Below are 19,835 nucleotides of genomic sequence, written 5' to 3'. Positions count from 1 at the left end.
CACTGGCGGCGGCATGCCTGACAATTCTTGTACTGGAGTCACTCCCTGCGAATGCTGCATCAAGCTGCGGTGAGCTGACAATCTCCAGCATGAATTGGCAGAGCGCTGAAGTGCTGGCAAGCCTGGACAAGTTCATTCTTAAAGCTGGGTTCGGATGTGATGCGGAAATTCTCGAAGGGGACACCGTGCCGACGGTCACCTCCATGATCGAAAAGGGAAAGCCCGATGTTGCTCCCGAGATCTGGGTCGATCTGCTGCCAGATGTTGTCGCTACCGGCATCAAGCTAGGCAAGCTTGTTGAAACTGGCGCGGCCCTCAAAGATGGTGGCGTCAACGGGTGGTGGATTCCAAAGTATGTGTCCGAAGCACACCCGGATATCAAAACCATTGCGGATGCGCTCAAACATCCGGAGCTCTTTCCAGCACCTGAAGATTCATCGAAAGGGGCGGTCTTCAATGGGCCTCAGGGCTGGGGCGCGACGGTTGTTACAACGCAGCTCTTCAAAGCCTACGGCGCTGAAAAAGCCGGCTTCACCTTGATCGACACCGGATCGGCAGCCGGCTTGGATGGATCGATAGCAAAGTCATATGAGCGCCACCAAGGCTGGCTCGGATTCTATTGGGCTCCGACGTCGATTCTGGGAAAGTATGAAATGGTGAAGCTCGACTTCGGGGTTCCTTACAATCAGGCTGAATGGAAGCGTTGCAATACAGTGGCGGATTGTGCCGATCCAAAGCCAAACGTTTGGCCGCAAGATCGAGTAAAGACGATCGTCACGAAAGGCTTTTCGGATCGTACTGATCCCGCAGTGATGGAGTACCTGCAAACCCGGTCGTGGTCCAACGATACGGTGAACGGTCTCTTGACCTGGATGACCGACAACCAGGCCACTGGTGACGATGCGGCAAAGTATTTCCTCAAGACACGCGAGGATATCTGGGCCAAGTGGGTCCCGGTCGGCGTCGCCGGAAAAATCAAAGCGGCACTTTAATCAACGTGTCGCGGTGGTGGCCTTTAGAGCGGCCATCATTGCGACCGCCATTGCCCTCACTGGGCTGACCGACCGAGAACTCCTCATGGATTGGCTGACAAATTTTCCCCATCTCAATGACGAGGCCTTGCGGCTTGTCAAAAAGGGGCTGGATGACGCTTTTCGAACCTTCACCCGAACATACGGCGATTCAATTGAGGGCTTTTTCGCGCCGTTGCAGTACCTTCTGATCAAGTGCGAGCACTTTCTAACCGACACGCCCTGGCCGCTGATCATTTCGCTGGCGGCTGGGCTGGCATGGCTTGCATCCCGAAACTTGACAACCGTGGCTGGAACCGTCGTCACCCTCGTTGCAATCGGGTTCCTGAACATGTGGGACGATACGATGAAGACGGTGTCCATGATCCTTGTCTCGACGATCATAGCCATCGTGCTCGGTGCGCCGGTTGGAATTGCGATGTCGAGATCGGAGCGCATCCAGAGGGTCATCAATCCGGTACTCGATGTCATGCAAACCATGCCAAGCTTCGTTTATCTGATCCCGGTGGTGATGCTGCTGGGAATCGGCAAGGTTCCTGGTGTGATAGCCGTCGTAATCTATGCGATCCCTCCCATGATCAGGCTGACAAATCTGGGCATCCGCCTCGTGGACAAGGATGTATTAGAGGCGGCCGATGCCTTCGGTTCGTCCAATTGGCAAAAGCTGCGAGACGTCCAGATTCCCCTGGCGCTGCCGACCATCATGGCTGGCGTCAATCAGACCATCATGATGGCACTAGCCATGGTCGTCATTGCCTCGATGATCGGGGTGCAGGGCTTGGGTCAACCGGTCCTCAAAGCGATCAACAATCAGTATTTCACGCTCGGTTTGTTCAATGGACTAGCCATTGTTGGTATCGCCATCATTTTTGACCGTATCAGCCAAGCTTATGGCAAGCGGCTGCAGCGACACCTGGAGTTGATGCATGCCTGATCGTGAAGAAAAACAAGTCGGAATCGTTATCTCACATCTGTTCAAGATCTTCGGAGCCAATGCCAACAACCACCTGAATGCATTGGCGAGAGGCATGACGAAAGATGAGTTGAACGAACGCCACGGGCTTGTCCTTGGACTGAACGACGTTAGCATCAATATGGCTGCTGGTCAGGTCCACGTCATAATGGGCCTTTCGGGATCCGGGAAATCCACCTTGATACGGCACATTAACCGGCTGGTTGAGCCGACGGCTGGCCAGATCATCGTTGGCGGTCAGGACGTTCTCAAATTGGATGAGCATGCTTTGCGGGCCTTTCGTCGCAACACCACGGCGATGGTGTTTCAAAAATTTGCTTTGCTTCCGCATCGCAACGTTCTGGAGAACACCCTGTACGGCCTGGAGATCCAAGGCGGCGATCGCTATAGGCATCGTGAAAAGGCGATGCGCTGGATTTCACGCGTTGGGTTGAACGGATTTGAAAACCGGTATCCGAACCAGCTTTCGGGCGGCATGCAGCAACGTGTCGGGTTGGCTCGGGCTTTGGCAAGCGACTCGCCAATCCTGCTGATGGACGAGGCGTTTTCTGCCCTCGATCCCCTCATTCGATCAGACATGCAGGAGATGCTGCGGAATATTCAGCAGGAGGTGAAAAAAACGATCGTGTTCATCACGCACGATCTTGATGAGGCGTTGAGACTGGGAGACCAGATTGCCATCCTTCGCAACGGCCAGATAGTTCAACAAGGTTCGAGCCAGGACATCGTTCTTCGGCCGGCAGATGACTACGTGGCCTCGTTTGTAAAGGACGTCAACAGAGGACGTATAATACGAGTTGACGCGATTATGACGCCGTCAAATCCGGCGAGCGCTTTGCCGAAATCTCTTCTCTCAGCTGACACCACCCTGAATGCGGCTGCAAAGCTGATGTGCCAGCATGGCGGGCACGAGAGCGTCGTCGTCGACGGACACGGCAAACCGTTGGGTCGAGTGACAAAGGACCAGATCATGGCGGCCATGATTGGATACGGCGGACTGTGGGGTAGCGAAAACGGTGGGGGCACCAGTTCATTTCGACCGGTGTTGTACTCTGCCAATCAGCCGGCGAACCCAGGGAACCGCGCAGAACGATAGGCGTCGCTCGGGATCGTTCCGCCTTGGGACGATTTCCGCAATCATCATCATAGAGGTATCAAGAGGCACCGATGCTGAAGCTAGATCAGTCGTTTCGTTTTGAAGGCCAGGACGTTGCGTGGGGCCGGATCGGGGAGGGCGCTCCCTTGGTGATGCTTCATGGAACGCCGTTTTCGTCACAAGTATGGCGCCGCATAGCGCCTCTCATAGCTTCACGCCGGACGGTCTATTTCTTCGATCTCCTCGGATATGGTCAATCCGCAAAGGCGGATGGTCAGGATGTGTCGCTAGGCGTGCAGAACAAACTTTTTGCCTCACTGTTGAAGGAGTGGGGCGTGAAGGAGCCTGACGTCCTTTGTCATGATTTTGGCGGCTCGACTGCACTTCGCACCCACTATCTTAACGATGTGCGGTATCGTAGCCTGTTGTTGGTCGACCCTGTGGCGGTCGCCCCTTGGGGCTCCGCATTGGTGCAGCATGTGCGAAAGCATGAAGCCGCGTTTGCCGGCGCCCCGGATTACATTCACGAATCGATCTTGCGAGCGTACCTGCAAGGCGCGGCGTTCCAGACCCTTCGCAGCGAAGCTCTGGACCTCTATATGCAGCCTTGGCTTGGACCCGTAGGCAAGCCGGCCTTCTATCGACAGATCGCCCAAATGGATCAAAAATTCACCGACGAAGTCGAAAAGCTTTATAGGCCGATGAATTTTCCCGTTCGAATTCTATGGGGTCGTGAAGACGAGTGGATCCCAATCGCGCAAGGACAGAAATTGTCCGAGAAGCTCACCAACGGGGTGATGACGGCCGTGCCTCAAGCAGGTCATCTCGTCCAGGAAGATGCGCCTGAAATGATCGTCGCGGCACTTTTCGATACGCTGCAGTAGTTCTCCGATCTAACCGGTGATGACGAGAGATGGCCAGAAAGTTCGCGTTTCTGCTGACGCGCCATTTTACGCTTTCGCCGTTTGCGCTTTTCGTCGACACGCTGCGGCTTGCGGGCGACGAGGATGATCGGAGACGAAGAGTAGAGTTCGACTGGCAAGTGGTTGGCGAGCGTGGTTTGCCTATCCGCGCAAGTTGCGGCATCGAAGTGATGCCGACGAGAGAGCTCCAGCACCCGGAGGAATACGACGATATCGTTGTCGTTGGCGGGCTTCTGAACACGGGCGATACTCTTGGAAGCCAGAAGGAAGCCTTCCTGCTAAAGGCCGCATCGCGCGGAGTTCGATTGACGGCGCTCTGCACAGCCAGTTTCGTACTCGCTCGATATGGATTGCTGGACGGCTACAACGTGTCCGTGAGCTGGCTCCACGTCAAAGATTTCCGTACCATGTTCCCGCAAGTCTTGGCACATGCGGATAGCCTGTTCTCCGTCGACAGAAGCCGCGCAACCTGCGCTGGCGGTGTCGGAGCGGCGGACCTGGCTGGTCATTTTGTGGCAGAGTCCATTGGTAAGAAAGCCAGCGAGAAAGCTGCCAAGATCCTTATTCTTGATCGGGTCAGGACGACCCGCGACGTCCAGCCCGTTGGAGATCTTTTCCCAAACGCCGAAAGTAGACAACTGAGGCGTGCACTCCTTCTCATGGAGAGCAACGTCCAAGAAACGTTGGCTGTCAGCGACATTGCAGGGTCGCTCAGCGTTTCGAGACGACAGCTTGAACGGTTGTTTTTTGCTGAAATCGGTAGGAGCCCACTGTCGGCATATCTCGCGATACGCGTGCACTACGCAAAGACGCTCCTCGAGGTTAGCGACCTAAACATGGGCGAGATTGGATTCCGCTGTGGCTTCAGCAATGCGGGACACTTCAGCCGCGCCTTCAAGCGCCAAACTGGCCTTACTCCCACCGACTTCAAGCAGTCCCGAGGCACGTCAGCCGTCCCATCTAGGTCGTGAGATGTTGGGGGGGCCCAAACGAATGGACGGCTGTGAACAAGTAAATGGTGCCGCTTGCGTGACTCGAACACGCGACCCCCGCATTACGAATGCGGTGCTCTACCAACTGAGCTAAAGCGGCCCGGGAAGCCAACGCCTCCAAGATGCGGCGGTGATAGACGCAACCGGGCGCGAATTCAAGATGCGACTTGGCAATTCCTGCGGCGGCGTCATGGCACCCTCGAAAGCCGGCCGCCGCCTTGTCCGCCAATCAATCGTCAAGGGGATGCGGCGCACGGTGCGTGCGCTCCCCGCGCGTGAAGATCGGTGAAACATGCTGATTTTGTTGCCGGAACAGCGCCGGAATGGACTTTGCATACCTCCGCGAGGCAGAATGCGCCGCTCGCCCGTTGATTGATTGGTCGCCTGCGGCTAACGATCACGGCAAGGTTGGCAAAGACAGAGGGACCCGCTTGGACGCGATCGAAAAAGCGATCCGGAACGCCTTGGAGAAAGGCAATGCCGAGGACCGCGCGTTCCGCGAGAGGGTCTATCGCTCGGCTTTTGCCGCGCTTGATCGCGCGCTCCAGGCCAATCCCGGTGTGACCGTTGAGGTCGCCATCAAGCGCCGCAAGGCAATCCAGGCGAAAATCACCGAAATCGAATCCGAGTTCCTGCCGGCGGTGCCGGATGTCGGCCCGCAGGGCGATGCACCGGCGGTCGAACTCGGAGCGGACCCGGCGCCCGCGGTCGAAACCGGCCGACAGGCATCGTCCCCCGATGTCGTCGTCGACGGCCCCGTGCAATCCGCTGCCGATGCGCCGCGCTCGCGCGTCCTGCCCGTCGTTCCCGACATCATGCCGGACGCCACGCTTCCCGATGCTCCGGCCATCGACATGTCGGTTCCGGCCGCGGCCGGTGCGACCACGGAAGTGGCGCCCGACCGCGATGAACGACGCATAAGGGGGCGTCGCCTGCCGCTGACCGCCATCTTCCTGACCGTGACACTGCTGGCAGCGGTTGGCATCGGCCTGTTCTTCGCCGTGCAGACCGGCGTGTTCAAGACGTCGGCCCAACTCGACACCGCACCACCTGAAGCGCCGCCGACCGTCGAGGACGACGATTTCACACCGGCCGACGGCGGTCCGGCAAAACCCGGCGCCGCCGACCAGTCGCGCGACTGGATCAATGTGTTTTCGCCGGCCGATGCATCGCATGTCAGTGCGCCATCGGACGCCAGGGCCGAGGTGATGAAGGACGATACCGGTTCGTTCCTGCGCATCCGTTCCGGCGCGTCCGGTTCGGCGATCAGCTTCGACGTTGGACAAGGCGTGCTGGAGAAACTGGCCGGCAAACATGCCGTGTTCGACATCATTGCCCGCTCCGAAGAAGGCAAGGAGACGCAGATTTCGGTCGACTGCAATTTCGGCGAACTCGGCGACTGCGGCCGCAAGCGCTATGCGGTCGGCCAGCAGCAGAACGAATATCTGTTCGACGTGCAGTTTCCCGACAAGCATCCGGGCTCGGCCGGCACCATTGCCATCAATTCCGACTTCGACAAGCAGGGCAAGGCCGCCGACATCTACGAAATCCGCGTTTCGATCGAGCCATAGCGAACCCTGCACGCGCGAAATTAGCGGTCGAGCAGCGCCTGCAGCGTTTCGATGCGGTCGGCCTCGTTGGCCGGCTTGTCCCAGCGCAATCGCGAAATGCGGGGAAAGCGCATGGCGACGCCGGATTTGTGCCGGGTCGAGCGGTTCAGTCCTTCGAAGGCGACTTCCAGCACCAGGCCGTTGTCGCGGTCGGCCCGCACCGAGCGCACCGGCCCGAAACGCTCGATCGTGTTGTCGCGGACATATTTGTCGATCTGCTTCAGTTCCTCGTCGGTGAAGCCGAAATAGGCCTTGCCGACCGGTACCAGTTCCTCTTCGCCTTCGGCACCTGTCCAGACACCGAACGTATAGTCGGAATAGAAGCTCGACCGCTTGCCGTGGCCGCGCTGCGCATACATCAGCACCGCGTCCACTGTGTGCGGATCGCGTTTCCACTTGAACCACGGACCTTTCGGCCGGCCGGCGACATAGGCTGAGTCCCAGCGCTTCAGCATGACGCCTTCGATGATCGGATGCGGCGGCGCCCGGCGCAGTTCCTCCAGCGTTTGCCAGTCCGTGAAGTCGACGAATGGCGACAGATCGAAACGGCTCGGGTCGAGTGTCGCGACAAAGCTTTCCAGCCGGCCGCGCCGTTCGCGAAACGGCAGCGCGCGCAAATCCTCGCCGCCGACCTGGAGCAGATCGTAGCAGCGCATGAAGGCCGGGTATTGCTGCTGCATCTTCGGTGCCACCGTCTTGCGATTCAGCCGTTGCTGCAGATCGGAGAAGGTTCCCGTCGCCTCCCGGGGATCGCCGACAAGCAGTTCGCCGTCCAGCGTTGCGGAAAAATGCATGGCCTCGGCGAGGTCCGGAAAGGCGCCCGAAACGTCATCGCCGGTGCGCGAATAGAGCCGGCGGATGCCGCCCTCCGCCACCGCCTGGACACGGATGCCGTCCCATTTCCATTCGGCGGCATAATCCGCCGGATCGAGCTTTTCGAGATCGCCGTCGCCGACCGGGTTCGACAGCATCACCGGGCGAAACAATGCCAACGCCGTGTTCCTGGGCTTTTCGGCCTTGCCTTCCAGCCAGGCGAACAACGCTGTGTAAGGCGGTGACAGCCCGTGCCAGAGCTCCTCGATCTCCGCGACCTCGACCTTGCCGAAATCCGCCAGCGCCTGTTTGGCCAGACGCGCCGACACGCCGATGCGCAGGCCGCCGGTGACCAGCTTGATGATGGCAAAGCGTGCCGAGATGCCGGCGCTGTCGAGCAGCCCTGCCAGCACCTTCGGTCCGTCGGAGCGGCTTGCCGCCTGCAGTTTGGCGACGACCTCGCCAAGCGTCGGCTCGCGGTTCGGGATGTTTCCGGGCGTTTGCGGCCAGACCAGCGACACCGTTTCGGCGAGATCGCCGACATAGTCGTAGGAATAGCCGAACAGCACCGGATCCATGCGTTCGGTGACGAGCATGCGCAGCATCGCCGGCTTGACCGCGGCGATGTGGAGATCGCCAGTGATGGCAGCCAGCGCCAGGCCGCGATCGGGATCCTCGACGCTGCGGAAATAGTCGGTCAGCAAGGTCAGCTTGCCATTGCGCGACGGCGTCAGCACCAGGCGGTCGAGAAGTTCGGCGAAGCGGTTCATGGCTTCAATCACCCTCGTCCTCGTAGCCCACCAGGTGCAGTGGCTTTGCCACGATGCCTTCGAGTTCGCACCAGCGCACCAGCGCCTCCTCGCGGCCATGCGTCACCCAGACCTCTTCGGCTCCGGTCTCCTTGATGGTGGCGGTCAGCTCATCCCAGTCGGCATGGTCCGAGATGATCAGCGGCAGTTCGACGCCGCCCTGCTTGGCGCGCTGGCGGATACGCATCCAGCCTGACGCAAAGCACGAGATCGGATCGGGAAACCGCCGCGCCCAGCGATCCGCGAAGGCCGAAGGCGGGCCGACGACGATGGCGCCGGCAAAATCATCCTTGCCGCCGCTTTCGACGGTCGCCGGTTCGAGGGTGCCGAGATCGATGCCTTGGCTCTGGTAGTACTCACTGAGCTTGGCCAGCGCGCCATGGATGTAGAGCGGCCTGTCGTAGCCGGCGTCGCGCAACAGCCGCATCACCCGTTGCGCCTTGCCCAGCGCATAGGCGCCGACCAGATGCGAGCGTTCAGGGAACTGCGCGGCCGATTTCAACAGGCGGGCGATTTCTTCGGTGTCCGGGGGATGGCGAAACACCGGCAGGCCGAACGTCGCTTCGGTGATGAACACATCGCACGGGATCGGCTCGAATGGCGCGCAGGTCGCGTCCCTCTGCCGCTTGTAGTCGCCGGAAGCGACGATGCGCGTGCCCTGATGCTCGACCGCTATCTGCGCCGAGCCCAGCACATGGCCGGCCGGATGGAAGCTGACGCTGACGCCATCGAGGGCAATCGTCTCGCCGAGCCTTGCCGCTTGTGTTGTTCCAGCGAAATCCTCACCGTAGCGCAGCCCCATAATGTCGAGCGTCTGCTGCGTCGCCAGCACCGAGCGGTGGCCGGAACGCGCGTGGTCGGAATGGCCATGCGTGATCAGTGCCCGGTTGACCGGCCGCACCGGGTCGATGAAGAAATCGCCCGGCGGGCAATAGAGGCCCTCGGGCCGGGGGTGAAGCAGAACACTGGTGCGCATGGTCTCCAAGATAGGATATAATTCCGCGGCGGGAAGCCTGTTGTAAGTCACTGCTGACTCCCGCATAGAGCACCGCCGGCTCGATCCGCCGGCAGGACCCATCGCCATGAAACCGCTTCAGGCCTCGTCAGGCGACTTGAACGCCGATCGTCGCGCCGACTATGCCGAGATGCTGCACGCTGATGGCGATCATGCGGCGGCGGCGGAATTGCTGCTCGGTGCGCTGGAAATGACGCCGCAATGGGCGATGGGCTGGTTTCGCCTCGGCGAGATGCAGCAGGCGGCGGGCGCGGCGGATCTGGCCGCGCAGGCGTGGACGATGTCGCTGCAACTCGATCCATCGGATCGTCAAGGCGCTGCACTGAACCTGCAATTGATCGGCAAGGCGCCGGCGGTCGATGCGCTCCCCAGCGCCTTCGTCGAGACCTTGTTCGACCATTATGCCGAGAGCTTCGACGAGTCCCTGGTCGGCAGGCTGGGTTACCGCCTGCCTGGGATGCTCGACCAGGCCATTCGAGCGGCAAGGCCGGGCCGCTTCGCGCTGGCGCTCGATCTCGGCTGCGGCACAGGCCTGATGGGGCAGAGGCTGCGGCCGATCGTCGACCGGCTGGAGGGGTATGACATTTCGGCCAAAATGCTGAGAAAGGCGCGGGCCAAGGGCGTCTACGATTTCCTCGATAAGGCTGATCTGCGGGATTTTCCCTATGCCGGTCCGAAAGCCGATCTGGTGACGGTGGCCGATGTTTTCATCTATGTCGGTGCGCTGGGCGGCGTGGTGAAGACGATTGCCGGCTTGCTGGCCACGGATGGCCTGTTCGCGTTTTCCGTCGAGACGCTGGCTGGCGATGGCGATTTCGCGCTGCTGCCGTCACGCCGCTATGCGCATGCGCAACGCTATGTGCTCGACGTGCTGGCCGCCAACGGGCTTTCGGTCCTGTCACTGGAACCAACCGCGATCCGGCAGGATCGCGGGGAACACGTCAACGGGTTGGTCGTTGTGGCCAGGGCTCCGAACTCAGCTGAACAAAAGACCTGACGACAGCCGGTCGGCGGTGTCGGCAGCTTTTCGTCGGGTGCGATAGGAATTTTTTCTTGACACCCTGCCCTCAGCTATGGTACATTTTCGCCCATGGTGCTGATTTGCGCCAGTGACCCGCCGCACAGGCGGGTTTTTCGTTTGATGCTCCGTCAGCCACGCGCCTGCGGAGGGGCAGCCTCGCCGCCTCGCAAATATTCCTGCTGTGAAAAAGTCCGATTTGCATGCGCGACTGATATTTGCGATCTGCTCGCGTCAGGGCGGGATATCAGGAGGAGCATAGCCGATGCGCTGGAACATGATGATCTTGGCCTCTTGCCTGCTGACCGCCGGCTGTGTCGGCGGCACGTCGATGTCGGAACAGCAGGATGCGAACGTCCAGTCCTCCCTGCAATACGACACCGTGCCGTGCGACCAGTTGCTGGCGCAGCGCAACGGGTTGGCGCAGCAATACAACCTGCCGATCAAGGCCAAGCCGACCTTCTCCAATCCGGCGATGGGCTTCGGCCCGTTCACGCCGGACATGCGCTCGAAGGCCAAGCGCGATACCGACAAGGCGAGCGGTGAGATCGATGCCATGAACCGGTCGATCGATCGACGCGACTGCGGCCAGCCGGAGAAGCAGAAGAAGCTCGCTCTGCCCGGCTAGCTAATACCCCGCCTTGCGGTCCACCAGATTGTCGAGCTTTTCGCCGCGTTCGAAGGCGTCCATCTGGCGCAGCATGATCGGCGCCAGATGCACCGGATCGGAGGTCGCCGCCGCGTGTGGCGTCACGAACACTTTCGGATGCCCCCACAGCGGACTGGTCTTCGGCAGCGGTTCGACCTCGAACACGTCGAGGCTTGCCTCCTTCAACGTGCCGTCATCCAGCGCCCGCAAAATGTCGGCATCCTTCTGCAGGCGGCCACGCCCGGCATTGATCAGCACCGAGCCGCCGAGGCCGTTGCGTTTCCGCAGCTCCTTCAGCACGCCGTAGTTGATGATGCCCCTGGTCTCCGGCGTCAGCGGCAGAAGCACCACCAGGATGTCGGTTGCCTTGAGGAAGGGGATCAATCCAGCTTCGCCGGAATAGGTCGCGACGCCTTGCATGGCCTTGTCGGTGCGCGACCAGCCATTGACGGCAAAGCCGAGCGAGAGCAGCACCGAGGCCGCGGCGCGGCCGAGACTGCCGAGGCCCATGATGCCGACCGAAATGTCACCGGCAGGCCTCTGCTGCGGCTCATGCCAGATCTTCTTCGACTGCTGCGACCGGTAGAGCAGGCCCTGGCGGTGATGGTCGAGCACCCGCCAGACGACATATTCCGTCATGTACTGGGTGAGGTTGTCGGCAACGATTTTGACGATCGGCACGTCGGGCAGGCCGGGATCGGCGAAGATATGGTCGACGCCGGCGCCGATCGAGAAGATGGCGCGCAGATTGGGCAGCGACGCCAGGATGTTCGGCTTCTGCTTCCATACAACGGCATAGGTGATCGAGGGGTCGCTGGCGCCGTCCGGCTCCAGCACCACCTCGCGTTCGGCCGACAGCAGGTCGCGCCAGCGCTGCGGATGAAAGCCGGTGACGGCAAGCAGGATGCGGCCTTTTTCCATTGCGGTCCTTTAGTCCCTCTTTACGCAAATCACTCGCTGACGATGCCGACCGGTGCCGTCTCGATCTTGAAGGCGGCCGAGATCAGCGCCCGAGTATAGTCGGTTTGCGGATTTTCAAAAATCTGCTGGGAAGGGCCGGCTTCGACGATCCTGCCATTGCGCATGACGATGACGTCGTTGGCGAGCGCGCGGATGACTTTCAAATCATGGCTGATGAAGAGATAGGCGAGGTCGTGCTTGGCCTGCAGGCTGCGCAGCAGGTCGACGACCTGCGCCTGCACGCTCATGTCGAGTGCCGATGTCGGCTCGTCCAGCATGACGAAGCGCGGGTTGAGCACCATGGCGCGTGCGATGGCAACGCGCTGGCGCTGGCCACCGGAAAACTCGTGCGGGTAGCGGTTGCGGGTCGCCGGATCGAGCCCAACCTCCTTCAGCACGGCGGCCACCTTGTCGTCGCGCTCGTCGGGCGACAGCTTCGGCTCGTGGATCTTGAGGCCTTCCTCGATGATCTCGGCGATCGACATGCGCGGGCTGAGCGAGCCGAACGGATCCTGGAAGACGATCTGCAATTCGCGCCTGAGCGGCCGCATTGCATTGAAGGACAGCTGGTTGATGTCGCGACCGTTGAACTGGATCATGCCGGTCGACGAGATCATGCGCGCCAGCGCCAAGCCGAGCGTCGTCTTGCCGGAGCCGGATTCGCCGACCACGCCGAGCGTCTGGCCGGCGCGCACGGTGACATCGATGCCGTCCACTGCCTTCACATTGTCGACGGTGCGGCGGAAGAAGCCCTGCTTGATCGGGAACCAGACCTTTATGTCCTTGCCGGTCATGACCGGCTTGGCGTCGGCATTGGCGGCCGGCGGCTTGCCCTTCGGCTCGGCCGCCAGCAGATGCCTTGTGTAGGCATGCTGCGGATTGGCGAAGATCTCCTTGGTCGGGCCGGTCTCGACGATCTTGCCCTTGGTCATCACGCAGACGCGGTCGGCAATCTTGCGCACGATGCCGAGATCATGGGTGATGAACAGCATCGACATGCCCTTGCGGCTCTTCAAGCCGGCCAGCAGTTCGAGGATCTGCGCCTGAACGGTGACGTCGAGCGCCGTCGTCGGCTCGTCGGCGATCAGAAGTTCGGGCTCGTTGGCCAGCGCCATGGCGATCATCACGCGCTGGCGCTGGCCCCCGGACAACTGGTGTGGATAGGCATCGAGGCGCTTGTGCGGATCGCGGATGCCAACCTCGTTGAGCAGGGCCAGCGTGCGCTCCTTGGCGGGGCGGTCGGCCATGCCTTGGTGCAGCTTCAGGATCTCGACGATTTGATGCTCGATCGTGTGCAGCGGATTGAGCGAGGTCATCGGCTCCTGGAAGATCATGGTGATCTTGTTGCCGCGCACCTGCCGCAACTGCTTCTCGCCCATCGCCAGCAGGTCGTTGCCCTGGAACACGATCTTTCCCGAGGGGTGGCTGGCGCTTGGATAGGGCAAAAGCTTCAGCACCGAAAGCGCCGAGACCGATTTGCCGGAGCCGGATTCGCCGACCAGCGCCACCGTCTCGCCCTTGGCGATGTCGAACGAGATGTGGTCGACAGCCGTCGACTGGCCGCCGCCCTGGCTGAAGGCGACGCTGAGGTCCTGTACGCTGAGCAAGGGGGCTTCGCTCATCGGAACGTTTTGCGCGGATCGAAGGCGTCGCGCGTCGCCTCGCCGACGAAGACCAGCAGGGACAGCATCAGCGAGATGACGACGAAGCCGGAAATGCCGAGCCAGGGCGCATTGAGGTTGCGCTGCGCCTGCTTGAGCAATTCGCCGAGCGAGGCGGAGCCGGGCGGCAGGCCAAAGCCGAGGTAGTCGAGCGAGGTCAGCGTCGAGATCGAGCCCGAGAGCAGGAAGGGCATGAAGGTCAATGTCGCCACCATAGCATTGGGCAGCAGGTGCCGGAACATGATGGTGCGGTTGGGCACGCCGAGCGCCCGGGCCGCGTTGACATATTCGAAATTGCGGGCGCGCAGGAACTCGGCCCGCACCACGCCGACCAGCGCCACCCAGGAAAACAGCAGCATCAGGCCGAGCAGGATGAAGAAGCCCGGCGGCAGGATGGCGGCGACGATGAGCAGGAGATAGAGCACCGGGATGGCGGACCAGATCTCGATGAAACGCTGGAACAAGAGATCCGTCCAGCCGCCGAAATAGCCTTGCACGGCGCCGGCCGCGACGCCGATCAAGGCGGAGCCGGCGGTCAGGATCAGGCCGAACAGCACCGAAATGCGGAAGCCGTAGATGACGCGCGCCAGCACGTCGCGGGCCTGGTCGTCGGTGCCGAGCCAATTCCAGTTGCCGACGATGCAGGCGGGGTCGGCAGCACCCTGCGGATACTGGTTGCAGCGTGTCTTGGCGTCATACTGCCACGACGGCCTGGCCGGTGCTGCTTCGGGAATAGCGTTGTTGACCGTCTGATAGGAGTAGCGCACCGGCGGCCAGATCATCCAGCCATTGGCGTTGATCTCGTCCTGGATGACCGGATCGCGATAATCGGTGACGGCATAGAAGCCGCCGAATTTTTCCTCGGGGTAGGCGACCAGCACCGGAAACAGGATTTCGCCCTTGTAGGAAGCGATGATCGGCTTGTCGTTGGCGATGAACTCGGAAAACAGCGACACCACGAACAGGACGAGGAAGATCCACAGCGACCAGTAGCCGCGGCGGTTGGCTTTGAAGTTCTGCAGGCGGCGCTTGTTGAGCGGCGACAGAAACGGCCGCTTGATCCGCGCGGGTGCCGCGTCGACGGGGACTGTAGCCTCCGACATCAAACGTCTCTCCGCTCGAAATCGATGCGCGGATCGACCCAGGTGTAGAGCAGGTCGGACAAGAGGCCGACGAACAGCCCCAGCAGCGAGAAGATGTAGAGATTGGCGAACACCACCGGATAGTCGCGCTCGACCACCGACCGGAAGCCGAGCAGGCCGAGGCCATCGAGGGAGAAGATGTTCTCGATCAGCAGCGAGCCGGTGAAGAAGGCCGAGATGAAGGCGCCGGGAAAACCGGCGATGACGATCAGCATGGCGTTGCGGAAGACGTGGCCGTAGAGCACCTGCCGTTCCGACAGACCCTTGGCCCGCGCCGTCACCACATACTGTTTGCGGATTTCTTCGAGGAACGAGTTCTTGGTCAGCAGCGTCGTGGTGGCGAAGGCCGACAGCACCAGCGCGGTCAGCGGCAATGTCATGTGCCAGAAATAGTCGACGATCTTTCCCCACCACGACAATTGATCCCAATTGTCCGAGGTGAGGCCGCGCAACGAAAACCAGTCCCAGAAAGACCCGCCGGCAAACAGCACCATCAGCATGATGCCGAACAGGAAGCCCGGAATGGCATAGCCGACAATGACGACGCCGCTGGTCCAGACGTCGAAGGGAGTGCCGTCCTTGACCGCCTTGCGGATGCCGAGCGGGATCGAGATCAAATAGGACAACAGCGTGATCCACAGCCCGATCGAGATCGACACCGGCATTTTTTCCAGGATCAGGTCGAGCACCGAAATGTCGCGGAAATAGCTGTCGCCGAAATCGAAGCGGGCATAGTTCCACAGCATCATGCCGAAGCGCTCGAGCGGCGGCTTGTCGAAGCCGAACTGCTTTTCCAGCTTCTTGATGAATTCCGGATCGAGCCCCTGCGCACCGCGATATTTCGAGCTGACGTCACCGGCGGCATCGAAATTGCCGCCAGCACCCGCGTCGCCGCCACCACCGCCGAGGCGGTCGCTGCCGCCCTGATTGGTCAGCCGGGCGATGACCTGTTCGACCGGACCGCCGGGGGCGAACTGGATGACGGCGAAGGATATCGCCATGATGCCGAACAGCGTCGGGATCATCAAAAGGATGCGGCGCAGGATATAGGCGCCCATCAGGCCTTCTGCCCTCGTTGAGCGAACATCTCAGCCTTTGCCAATTCTTGCCGCCTTGCCCTTATCGAACCACCACAGCGTCTCGACCGGAAAGCCGAAATCGGGCTTCTGTTCGACAAAGCCGAACATGTCCCAATAGGCGACGCGGTGATTCGCCAGATAGTATGTTGGAATCCAGTCCAGCCGCGCGCGCAAGACCCGGTCGAGCGCTCTGAGCGCCGTGACGAGTTCTATACGGTCTTTCGCCTTGGCTGCTGCCGCGATCAGGGCGTCGATGGCCTTGCTTTCGGTGCCCGGATAGTTGCGTTGCCCCGGGATTTTCGCCATGCGGGAATCATAGAGCATCTGCAGGCTGTCGTCAGTCGGCGTCGCCCCGATCGACCAATGCAGCAAGGCAAGATCGAAGTCGTAATTGCTGTGCCGCTGCTCATACTGCGCCGAATCGATTTGCCGGATCGATGCGTCGATTCCGATCGCCTTCATATTCTCCGACCACGGGGTGTAGATACGAACGATGCCATCGTCCTCCGCCAGCATTTCGACCCGCAGCCGCTCACCCTTGTCATTGACGACGAAACTGCCGTCGCGCTTCCAGCCGGCTTGCGCAAGCAGTCTCGAAGCCTCGCCCAGCAGCTTGCGGTCATGGCCCGAACCGTCGGACAGGGGCTGTGTTACCGCTTCACCGAAAACCTCTGGCGGCAACTCGGCCCGGAATGGCTCCAGCAGGGCCAATTCGTCAGGCGAGGGCAGGCCTTCGGCCTTGTAATCCGATCGTTCGAAGTTCGATTGAGAACGCTCGTAGGAGCCGTAAAACAAGGCCCGCTTCATCCATTCGAAATCGAAGCATCTGGCGATCGCCCGCCGCACCCGCTCATCGCGGAATTGCGGACGACGCTGGTTCAGCGCGACGCTCTGCATGTCTGGCGTCTTCTCGCCGGGAAATTCCCGTTTGAGGACCTTGCCGTCCTTCAGCGCCGGAAAGTCGTATCCGGTCGCCCATACCCGTGAGGTGAATTCCTCGCGAAAATGCGTGTCGCCTTTCTTGAAGGCCTCGAATGCCGCCTGCCGGTCAAGATAGAAGTCGATGCGGATGCGGTCGAAATTGTAGAGGCCGCGGTTCACCGGGAGATCGCGGCCCCAATAGTCGGCGACGCGGTCATATTCGACCGTCTGTCCGGCCGCCACGCGTCCAATCTTGTAGGGACCCGAGCCAAGCGGCGGCGTCATGGTCGAAGCATCGAAATCATTGGCCGTATAAAATGCCTTGGAGACGATAGGCATCCCCACGATCGCAAGGACGTTTTGCGCCGACTGCTTGCCGTTGAGGGTGAGATCGACGGTGGTGGGATCGACCGCAACCACGTCGGTCATGTACCGCAACGCCTGGGAAAGGTTCGGATGGCCCTTGTCCTTATAGAGCTTCAGCGCAAAGACAACGTCTTGCGCGGTCAGCGGCGAGCCGTCGTGGAAACGCGCTTGCGGTCGCAGCACGAAGCGGAAACCGTTGCGGTCTGGCGACAGGGTAACGGTTTCGGCAAGCAGGCCATAGACTGCATCCGGCTCATCGAGCGCGCTTGTCATCAGCGAATCGAAACAGAGTTCGGCGCGCGGCGGCGCCTCCCCCTTCAACACCAGGAAATTCAACGTGTTGAAGGTCAGGAAGCTCTGATTGAGGGTTGCGTTCGGCGGCGCGAAATTCATCTGGCCGCCCTTGGGCGCGTCCGGATTGACGTAGTCGAAATGCGCGAAATCGGGCTTGTATTTGAGGTCGCCGAAGGCCGACAGGCCATGCAGCTTGATGCCGGTCGCAATGTCGGCGAAGGCCCGGCCGGACAACAGGGCAGCGGCTGCCGCGGCACTGCCCAGGGCGAGAAAGTCGCGGCGGGCAAGGGCCGCCATCAATTGCCGCCCTTGTATTTGGCCGCCAGCGCCTTCTCCTTGTCCGGGTCGATCCACCAGGAATCGATGTCGGCACCGACATAGGCGGGCTGCTTGTCGGGGAATTTGAACTTGTCCCAATAGGCCAGCCACACCGCCGACCGGTGATATTGCGGCAAGACATAGAAGTTCCACAGCAGGATGCGGTCGAGCGCATGGGTGGCGGCGACGAGATCGTCGCGATCGGTGGCGAAGATGATGCGATCGACCAGCGCGTCGATGGTCGGATCCTTGATGCCCATCAGATTGCGCGAACCGGGCGAATCGGCAGCTTTCGAGCTCCAGAAGTCGCGTTGCTCGTTGCCCGGCGATTCCGACTGCTGGAGGATGCCTGTGACGACATCGAAATCAAAATTGTTGACGCGGTTGATGTACTGCGTCTGGTCGATGATGCGCAAAGTGGCATCGACACCGATCTTGCGCAGATTGGCGATGTAGGGACTGGCGATCACCTGGTCAGTGTCGTTCCAGCCGAGGATCTCGAACTTGAACGGCGCGCCGGTCTTGGCATTGACCATCTTGCCGCCCTTGATCACCCAGCCCGCCTTGGCGAAGAGATCGACTGCCTGTTTCAGGTACTTCCGTTCCGCCTGCGGCGAATCATAGACCGGTAGCTTGAATTCCTGGGTGAAAAGTTCGGGCGGCAGCTTGTCGCGGTATTTTTCCAGGATCTCCAGTTCCTTGCCTTGCGGCAGTCCGCTCGACGCCAGTTCTGTGCCCTGGAAATAGCTCGATGTACGGGTGTTGAAGCCGAAGAACAGGGTGCGGTTCATGCTCTCGAAATCGAATGGGATGGTCAGCGCCTCACGCACCAGCCGGTCCTGGAACAGCGGCCGCCGCTGGTTGAGGACGAAACCCTGCATCGGTTGCGGCGCCTGGGTCTGGAAATCCTTCTTGATGACATCGCCGGCCTGGAATGCCGGGAAATTGTAAGCCGTCGCCCACTTACGCGAACTGTATTCGCGGTTGATGTCTTCCAGTCCGCCTTTGGTGAAGGCGAGCCAGGCAGCATTGTCGTCGAGGATATAGGTGTAGCGTCGGGTGTCGAAGTTCTCGCGGCCGATCTTCACCGGCAGCTTGGCCGCCCAGTAGTCCGGCACACGCTGCCAGATGATCTCCGAGCCCGGCTTGAAGCTGGCGATCTTGTAGGCCGCCGAACCGAGCGGGATTTCCAGGGTCGGCTTGGTCACGTCGCGTTTCTTGCCGTTGGCATCGGCGCCTTCCCACCAATGTTTCGGCAGCACTGCGAGGTCGCCGATGATCTTGGGCAGTTCGCGATTGCCCTTCTGGTTGAAATGGAACTCCACCTCGCGGTCCGAAATCGCCACCGCATCGGTGACATTCTCGAAATAGCGGCTGTATTGCGGGCTGTTGGCCTTGAGCACCTGGAACGACCAGATCACGTCATCGACGGTGATCGGCTGGCCGTCATGCCATTTGGCGCGCGGATCGAGCCGGTAAGTCGCGGAGGAATAGTCATCAGGATATTTGTAGGCATCGGCGATCAGCGGATGGCTGGTGCTGCCTTCATCGGTCGCCTGCTCCATCAGCGTGTCGTAGAGCAGGCCGCCGCCGAACCCGACCAGGCCGGCGGCCGGTGATCCCTGGACGACATAGGGATTGAAGCTGTCGAATGTGCCTGGCACCACCGAATTCAGCGTGCCGCCCTTGGGCGCGTTCGGATTGACGTAGTCGTAGTGCTGGAAATTGGCGCCGTATTTGGACTCGCCGATCAGCGATGAGGTGGTGCGCCATTCGTCGGCGCGGGCAGCCTGCAATCCCGCCGCCAGAAGGGCTGCCGCCAGCAACGACTTGAGAAGCGTTCGGCCAACCGTCATGCACTATCCTCTTCGCGATGCCCGTTCATGGGCAATCTAGATGATTTGGCGCTCGTGAAAACCGTCATGCGCGGCTTTGTCGCCGCCTATGCGGTTTTCCCAATAAAAAAGCCGGGCTGAACCCGGCTTTTTCAAGGTCGTCGAGATGATATCGAAATTATTGGGCAGGCGCCGGTGCCGGTGCGGCCGGAGCCGGGGCGGCGGGAGCGGCCGGCGCGGCACCCTCAGCCGGCTTTGCCGGAGCGGCTGCATCGGCGGGCTTGGCGCCTGCATCGGCGGCGGCACCGGGTGCCGGCAGCGGCTTGGGAT

The 19,835-nt window shown here is 61.0% G+C and carries 16 protein-coding genes and 1 tRNA gene; 8 read left to right on the top strand and 9 right to left on the bottom strand.

Annotated elements, in window-relative coordinates:
• Positions 1 to 2 precede the first annotated feature (2 nt).
• The 5 genes from EN955_RS17595 to EN955_RS17575 all read left to right on the top strand — a co-directional run bounded on the left by EN955_RS17595 (position 3) and on the right by EN955_RS17575 (position 4,994).
• Entirely contained in the window at positions 3 to 992 is a 990-nt protein-coding gene (locus EN955_RS17595; RefSeq protein ID WP_164752785.1) for an ABC transporter substrate-binding protein, read from the top strand.
• A gap of 85 nt (positions 993 to 1,077) precedes the next feature.
• The gene (locus EN955_RS17590; protein ID WP_024503417.1) at positions 1,078 to 1,965 is read left to right on the top strand and encodes a proline/glycine betaine ABC transporter permease; all 888 of its coding nucleotides are present in this window, start codon (positions 1,078 to 1,080) and stop codon (positions 1,963 to 1,965) included.
• The gene (locus EN955_RS17585) at positions 1,958 to 3,100 is read left to right on the top strand and encodes a glycine betaine/L-proline ABC transporter ATP-binding protein (RefSeq protein WP_024503418.1); all 1,143 of its coding nucleotides are present in this window, start codon (positions 1,958 to 1,960) and stop codon (positions 3,098 to 3,100) included. The genes EN955_RS17590 and EN955_RS17585 overlap by 8 nt, the downstream gene beginning before the upstream one ends.
• A gap of 71 nt (positions 3,101 to 3,171) precedes the next feature.
• Complete coding sequence (locus tag EN955_RS17580; RefSeq protein ID WP_013527951.1) at positions 3,172 to 3,984, top strand: alpha/beta hydrolase; 813 nt, start codon at positions 3,172 to 3,174, stop codon at positions 3,982 to 3,984.
• A gap of 29 nt (positions 3,985 to 4,013) precedes the next feature.
• Complete coding sequence (locus EN955_RS17575; protein ID WP_024503419.1) at positions 4,014 to 4,994, top strand: GlxA family transcriptional regulator; 981 nt, start codon at positions 4,014 to 4,016, stop codon at positions 4,992 to 4,994.
• A 45-nt stretch (positions 4,995 to 5,039) separates the two neighbouring features.
• Here the strand turns inward: EN955_RS17575 and EN955_RS17570 are convergent.
• Positions 5,040 to 5,115, bottom strand: a tRNA-Thr gene (locus EN955_RS17570).
• 331 nt (positions 5,116 to 5,446) lie between these two features.
• Here EN955_RS17570 and EN955_RS17565 point away from each other — a divergent pair.
• Positions 5,447 to 6,586 (top strand): hypothetical protein, encoded by a 1,140-nt coding sequence (locus EN955_RS17565; protein WP_024503420.1) that lies wholly within the window; start codon positions 5,447 to 5,449, stop codon positions 6,584 to 6,586.
• A gap of 20 nt (positions 6,587 to 6,606) precedes the next feature.
• Here the strand turns inward: EN955_RS17565 and EN955_RS17560 are convergent, their stop codons facing one another.
• Together EN955_RS17560 and EN955_RS17555 are read right to left on the bottom strand one after the other, a co-directional pair.
• On the bottom strand, positions 6,607 to 8,208 hold the full coding sequence (locus EN955_RS17560) for a cisplatin damage response ATP-dependent DNA ligase (RefSeq protein ID WP_024503421.1): 1,602 nt from the start codon (positions 8,206 to 8,208) through the stop codon (positions 6,607 to 6,609).
• Positions 8,209 to 8,212: 4 nt separating this feature from the next.
• On the bottom strand, positions 8,213 to 9,223 hold the full coding sequence (locus tag EN955_RS17555) for a ligase-associated DNA damage response exonuclease (RefSeq protein WP_024503422.1): 1,011 nt from the start codon (positions 9,221 to 9,223) through the stop codon (positions 8,213 to 8,215).
• A 106-nt stretch (positions 9,224 to 9,329) separates the two neighbouring features.
• On the opposite strand from EN955_RS17555, the gene EN955_RS17550 reads away from it, so the two are divergent.
• Positions 9,330 to 10,259 carry a methyltransferase domain-containing protein gene (locus tag EN955_RS17550; protein WP_024503423.1) on the top strand — a complete coding sequence of 310 codons (930 nt, stop codon included), beginning with the start codon at positions 9,330 to 9,332 and terminating at the stop codon, positions 10,257 to 10,259.
• A 286-nt stretch (positions 10,260 to 10,545) separates the two neighbouring features.
• Entirely contained in the window at positions 10,546 to 10,908 is a 363-nt protein-coding gene (locus tag EN955_RS17545) for a hypothetical protein (protein WP_024503424.1), read from the top strand.
• On the opposite strand, the gene EN955_RS17540 is transcribed toward EN955_RS17545, so the two are convergent.
• The 6 genes from EN955_RS17540 to EN955_RS17515 are packed head-to-tail and all read right to left on the bottom strand — an operon-like array spanning position 10,909 to position 19,526.
• Positions 10,909 to 11,850, bottom strand: a complete 942-nt coding sequence (locus tag EN955_RS17540) for a glyoxylate/hydroxypyruvate reductase A (protein ID WP_024503425.1) — start codon at positions 11,848 to 11,850, stop codon at positions 10,909 to 10,911.
• A 29-nt stretch (positions 11,851 to 11,879) separates the two neighbouring features.
• Positions 11,880 to 13,511 carry an ABC transporter ATP-binding protein gene (locus tag EN955_RS17535; protein WP_013527943.1) on the bottom strand — a complete coding sequence of 544 codons (1,632 nt, stop codon included), beginning with the start codon at positions 13,509 to 13,511 and terminating at the stop codon, positions 11,880 to 11,882.
• On the bottom strand, positions 13,508 to 14,653 hold the full coding sequence (locus EN955_RS17530) for an ABC transporter permease (protein ID WP_024503426.1): 1,146 nt from the start codon (positions 14,651 to 14,653) through the stop codon (positions 13,508 to 13,510). Before EN955_RS17530 ends, EN955_RS17535 begins: the two co-directional genes overlap by 4 nt.
• Positions 14,653 to 15,750 carry a microcin C ABC transporter permease YejB gene (locus tag EN955_RS17525; protein ID WP_127223439.1) on the bottom strand — a complete coding sequence of 366 codons (1,098 nt, stop codon included), beginning with the start codon at positions 15,748 to 15,750 and terminating at the stop codon, positions 14,653 to 14,655. Before EN955_RS17525 ends, EN955_RS17530 begins: the two co-directional genes overlap by 1 nt.
• A gap of 30 nt (positions 15,751 to 15,780) precedes the next feature.
• Positions 15,781 to 17,649 carry an extracellular solute-binding protein gene (locus EN955_RS17520; protein WP_024503427.1) on the bottom strand — a complete coding sequence of 623 codons (1,869 nt, stop codon included), beginning with the start codon at positions 17,647 to 17,649 and terminating at the stop codon, positions 15,781 to 15,783.
• Positions 17,649 to 19,526 carry an extracellular solute-binding protein gene (locus EN955_RS17515; RefSeq protein ID WP_024503428.1) on the bottom strand — a complete coding sequence of 626 codons (1,878 nt, stop codon included), beginning with the start codon at positions 19,524 to 19,526 and terminating at the stop codon, positions 17,649 to 17,651. The genes EN955_RS17520 and EN955_RS17515 overlap by 1 nt, the downstream gene beginning before the upstream one ends.
• Positions 19,527 to 19,835 lie beyond the last annotated feature (309 nt).

It is taken from the genome of Mesorhizobium sp. M7A.F.Ca.CA.001.04.2.1 (assembly GCF_003998485.1).
Classification (GTDB): Bacteria; Pseudomonadota; Alphaproteobacteria; order Rhizobiales; family Rhizobiaceae; genus Mesorhizobium; species Mesorhizobium ciceri.
Note: the sequence above shows the minus strand (reverse complement) of the source record. Positions and strands in the feature narration are given on the sequence as shown.

Bases quoted from the DNA above. Each gene is read 5' to 3' on its own strand.
- EN955_RS17590 (WP_024503417.1), top strand. From the start codon at position 1,078: ATGGATTGGCTGACAAATTTTCCCCATCTCAATGACGAGGCCTTGCGG.
- EN955_RS17585 (WP_024503418.1), top strand. From the start codon at position 1,958: ATGCCTGATCGTGAAGAAAAACAAGTCGGAATCGTTATCTCACATCTG.
- EN955_RS17580 (WP_013527951.1), top strand. From the start codon at position 3,172: ATGCTGAAGCTAGATCAGTCGTTTCGTTTTGAAGGCCAGGACGTTGCG.
- EN955_RS17575 (WP_024503419.1), top strand. From the start codon at position 4,014: ATGGCCAGAAAGTTCGCGTTTCTGCTGACGCGCCATTTTACGCTTTCG.
- EN955_RS17560 (WP_024503421.1), bottom strand. From the start codon at position 8,208: ATGAACCGCTTCGCCGAACTTCTCGACCGCCTGGTGCTGACGCCGTCG.
- EN955_RS17555 (WP_024503422.1), bottom strand. From the start codon at position 9,223: ATGCGCACCAGTGTTCTGCTTCACCCCCGGCCCGAGGGCCTCTATTGC.
- EN955_RS17550 (WP_024503423.1), top strand. From the start codon at position 9,330: ATGAAACCGCTTCAGGCCTCGTCAGGCGACTTGAACGCCGATCGTCGC.
- EN955_RS17545 (WP_024503424.1), top strand. From the start codon at position 10,546: ATGCGCTGGAACATGATGATCTTGGCCTCTTGCCTGCTGACCGCCGGC.
- EN955_RS17540 (WP_024503425.1), bottom strand. From the start codon at position 11,850: ATGGAAAAAGGCCGCATCCTGCTTGCCGTCACCGGCTTTCATCCGCAG.
- EN955_RS17535 (WP_013527943.1), bottom strand. From the start codon at position 13,511: ATGAGCGAAGCCCCCTTGCTCAGCGTACAGGACCTCAGCGTCGCCTTC.
- EN955_RS17530 (WP_024503426.1), bottom strand. From the start codon at position 14,653: ATGTCGGAGGCTACAGTCCCCGTCGACGCGGCACCCGCGCGGATCAAG.
- EN955_RS17525 (WP_127223439.1), bottom strand. From the start codon at position 15,750: ATGGGCGCCTATATCCTGCGCCGCATCCTTTTGATGATCCCGACGCTG.
- EN955_RS17520 (WP_024503427.1), bottom strand. From the start codon at position 17,649: ATGGCGGCCCTTGCCCGCCGCGACTTTCTCGCCCTGGGCAGTGCCGCG.
- EN955_RS17515 (WP_024503428.1), bottom strand. From the start codon at position 19,526: ATGACGGTTGGCCGAACGCTTCTCAAGTCGTTGCTGGCGGCAGCCCTT.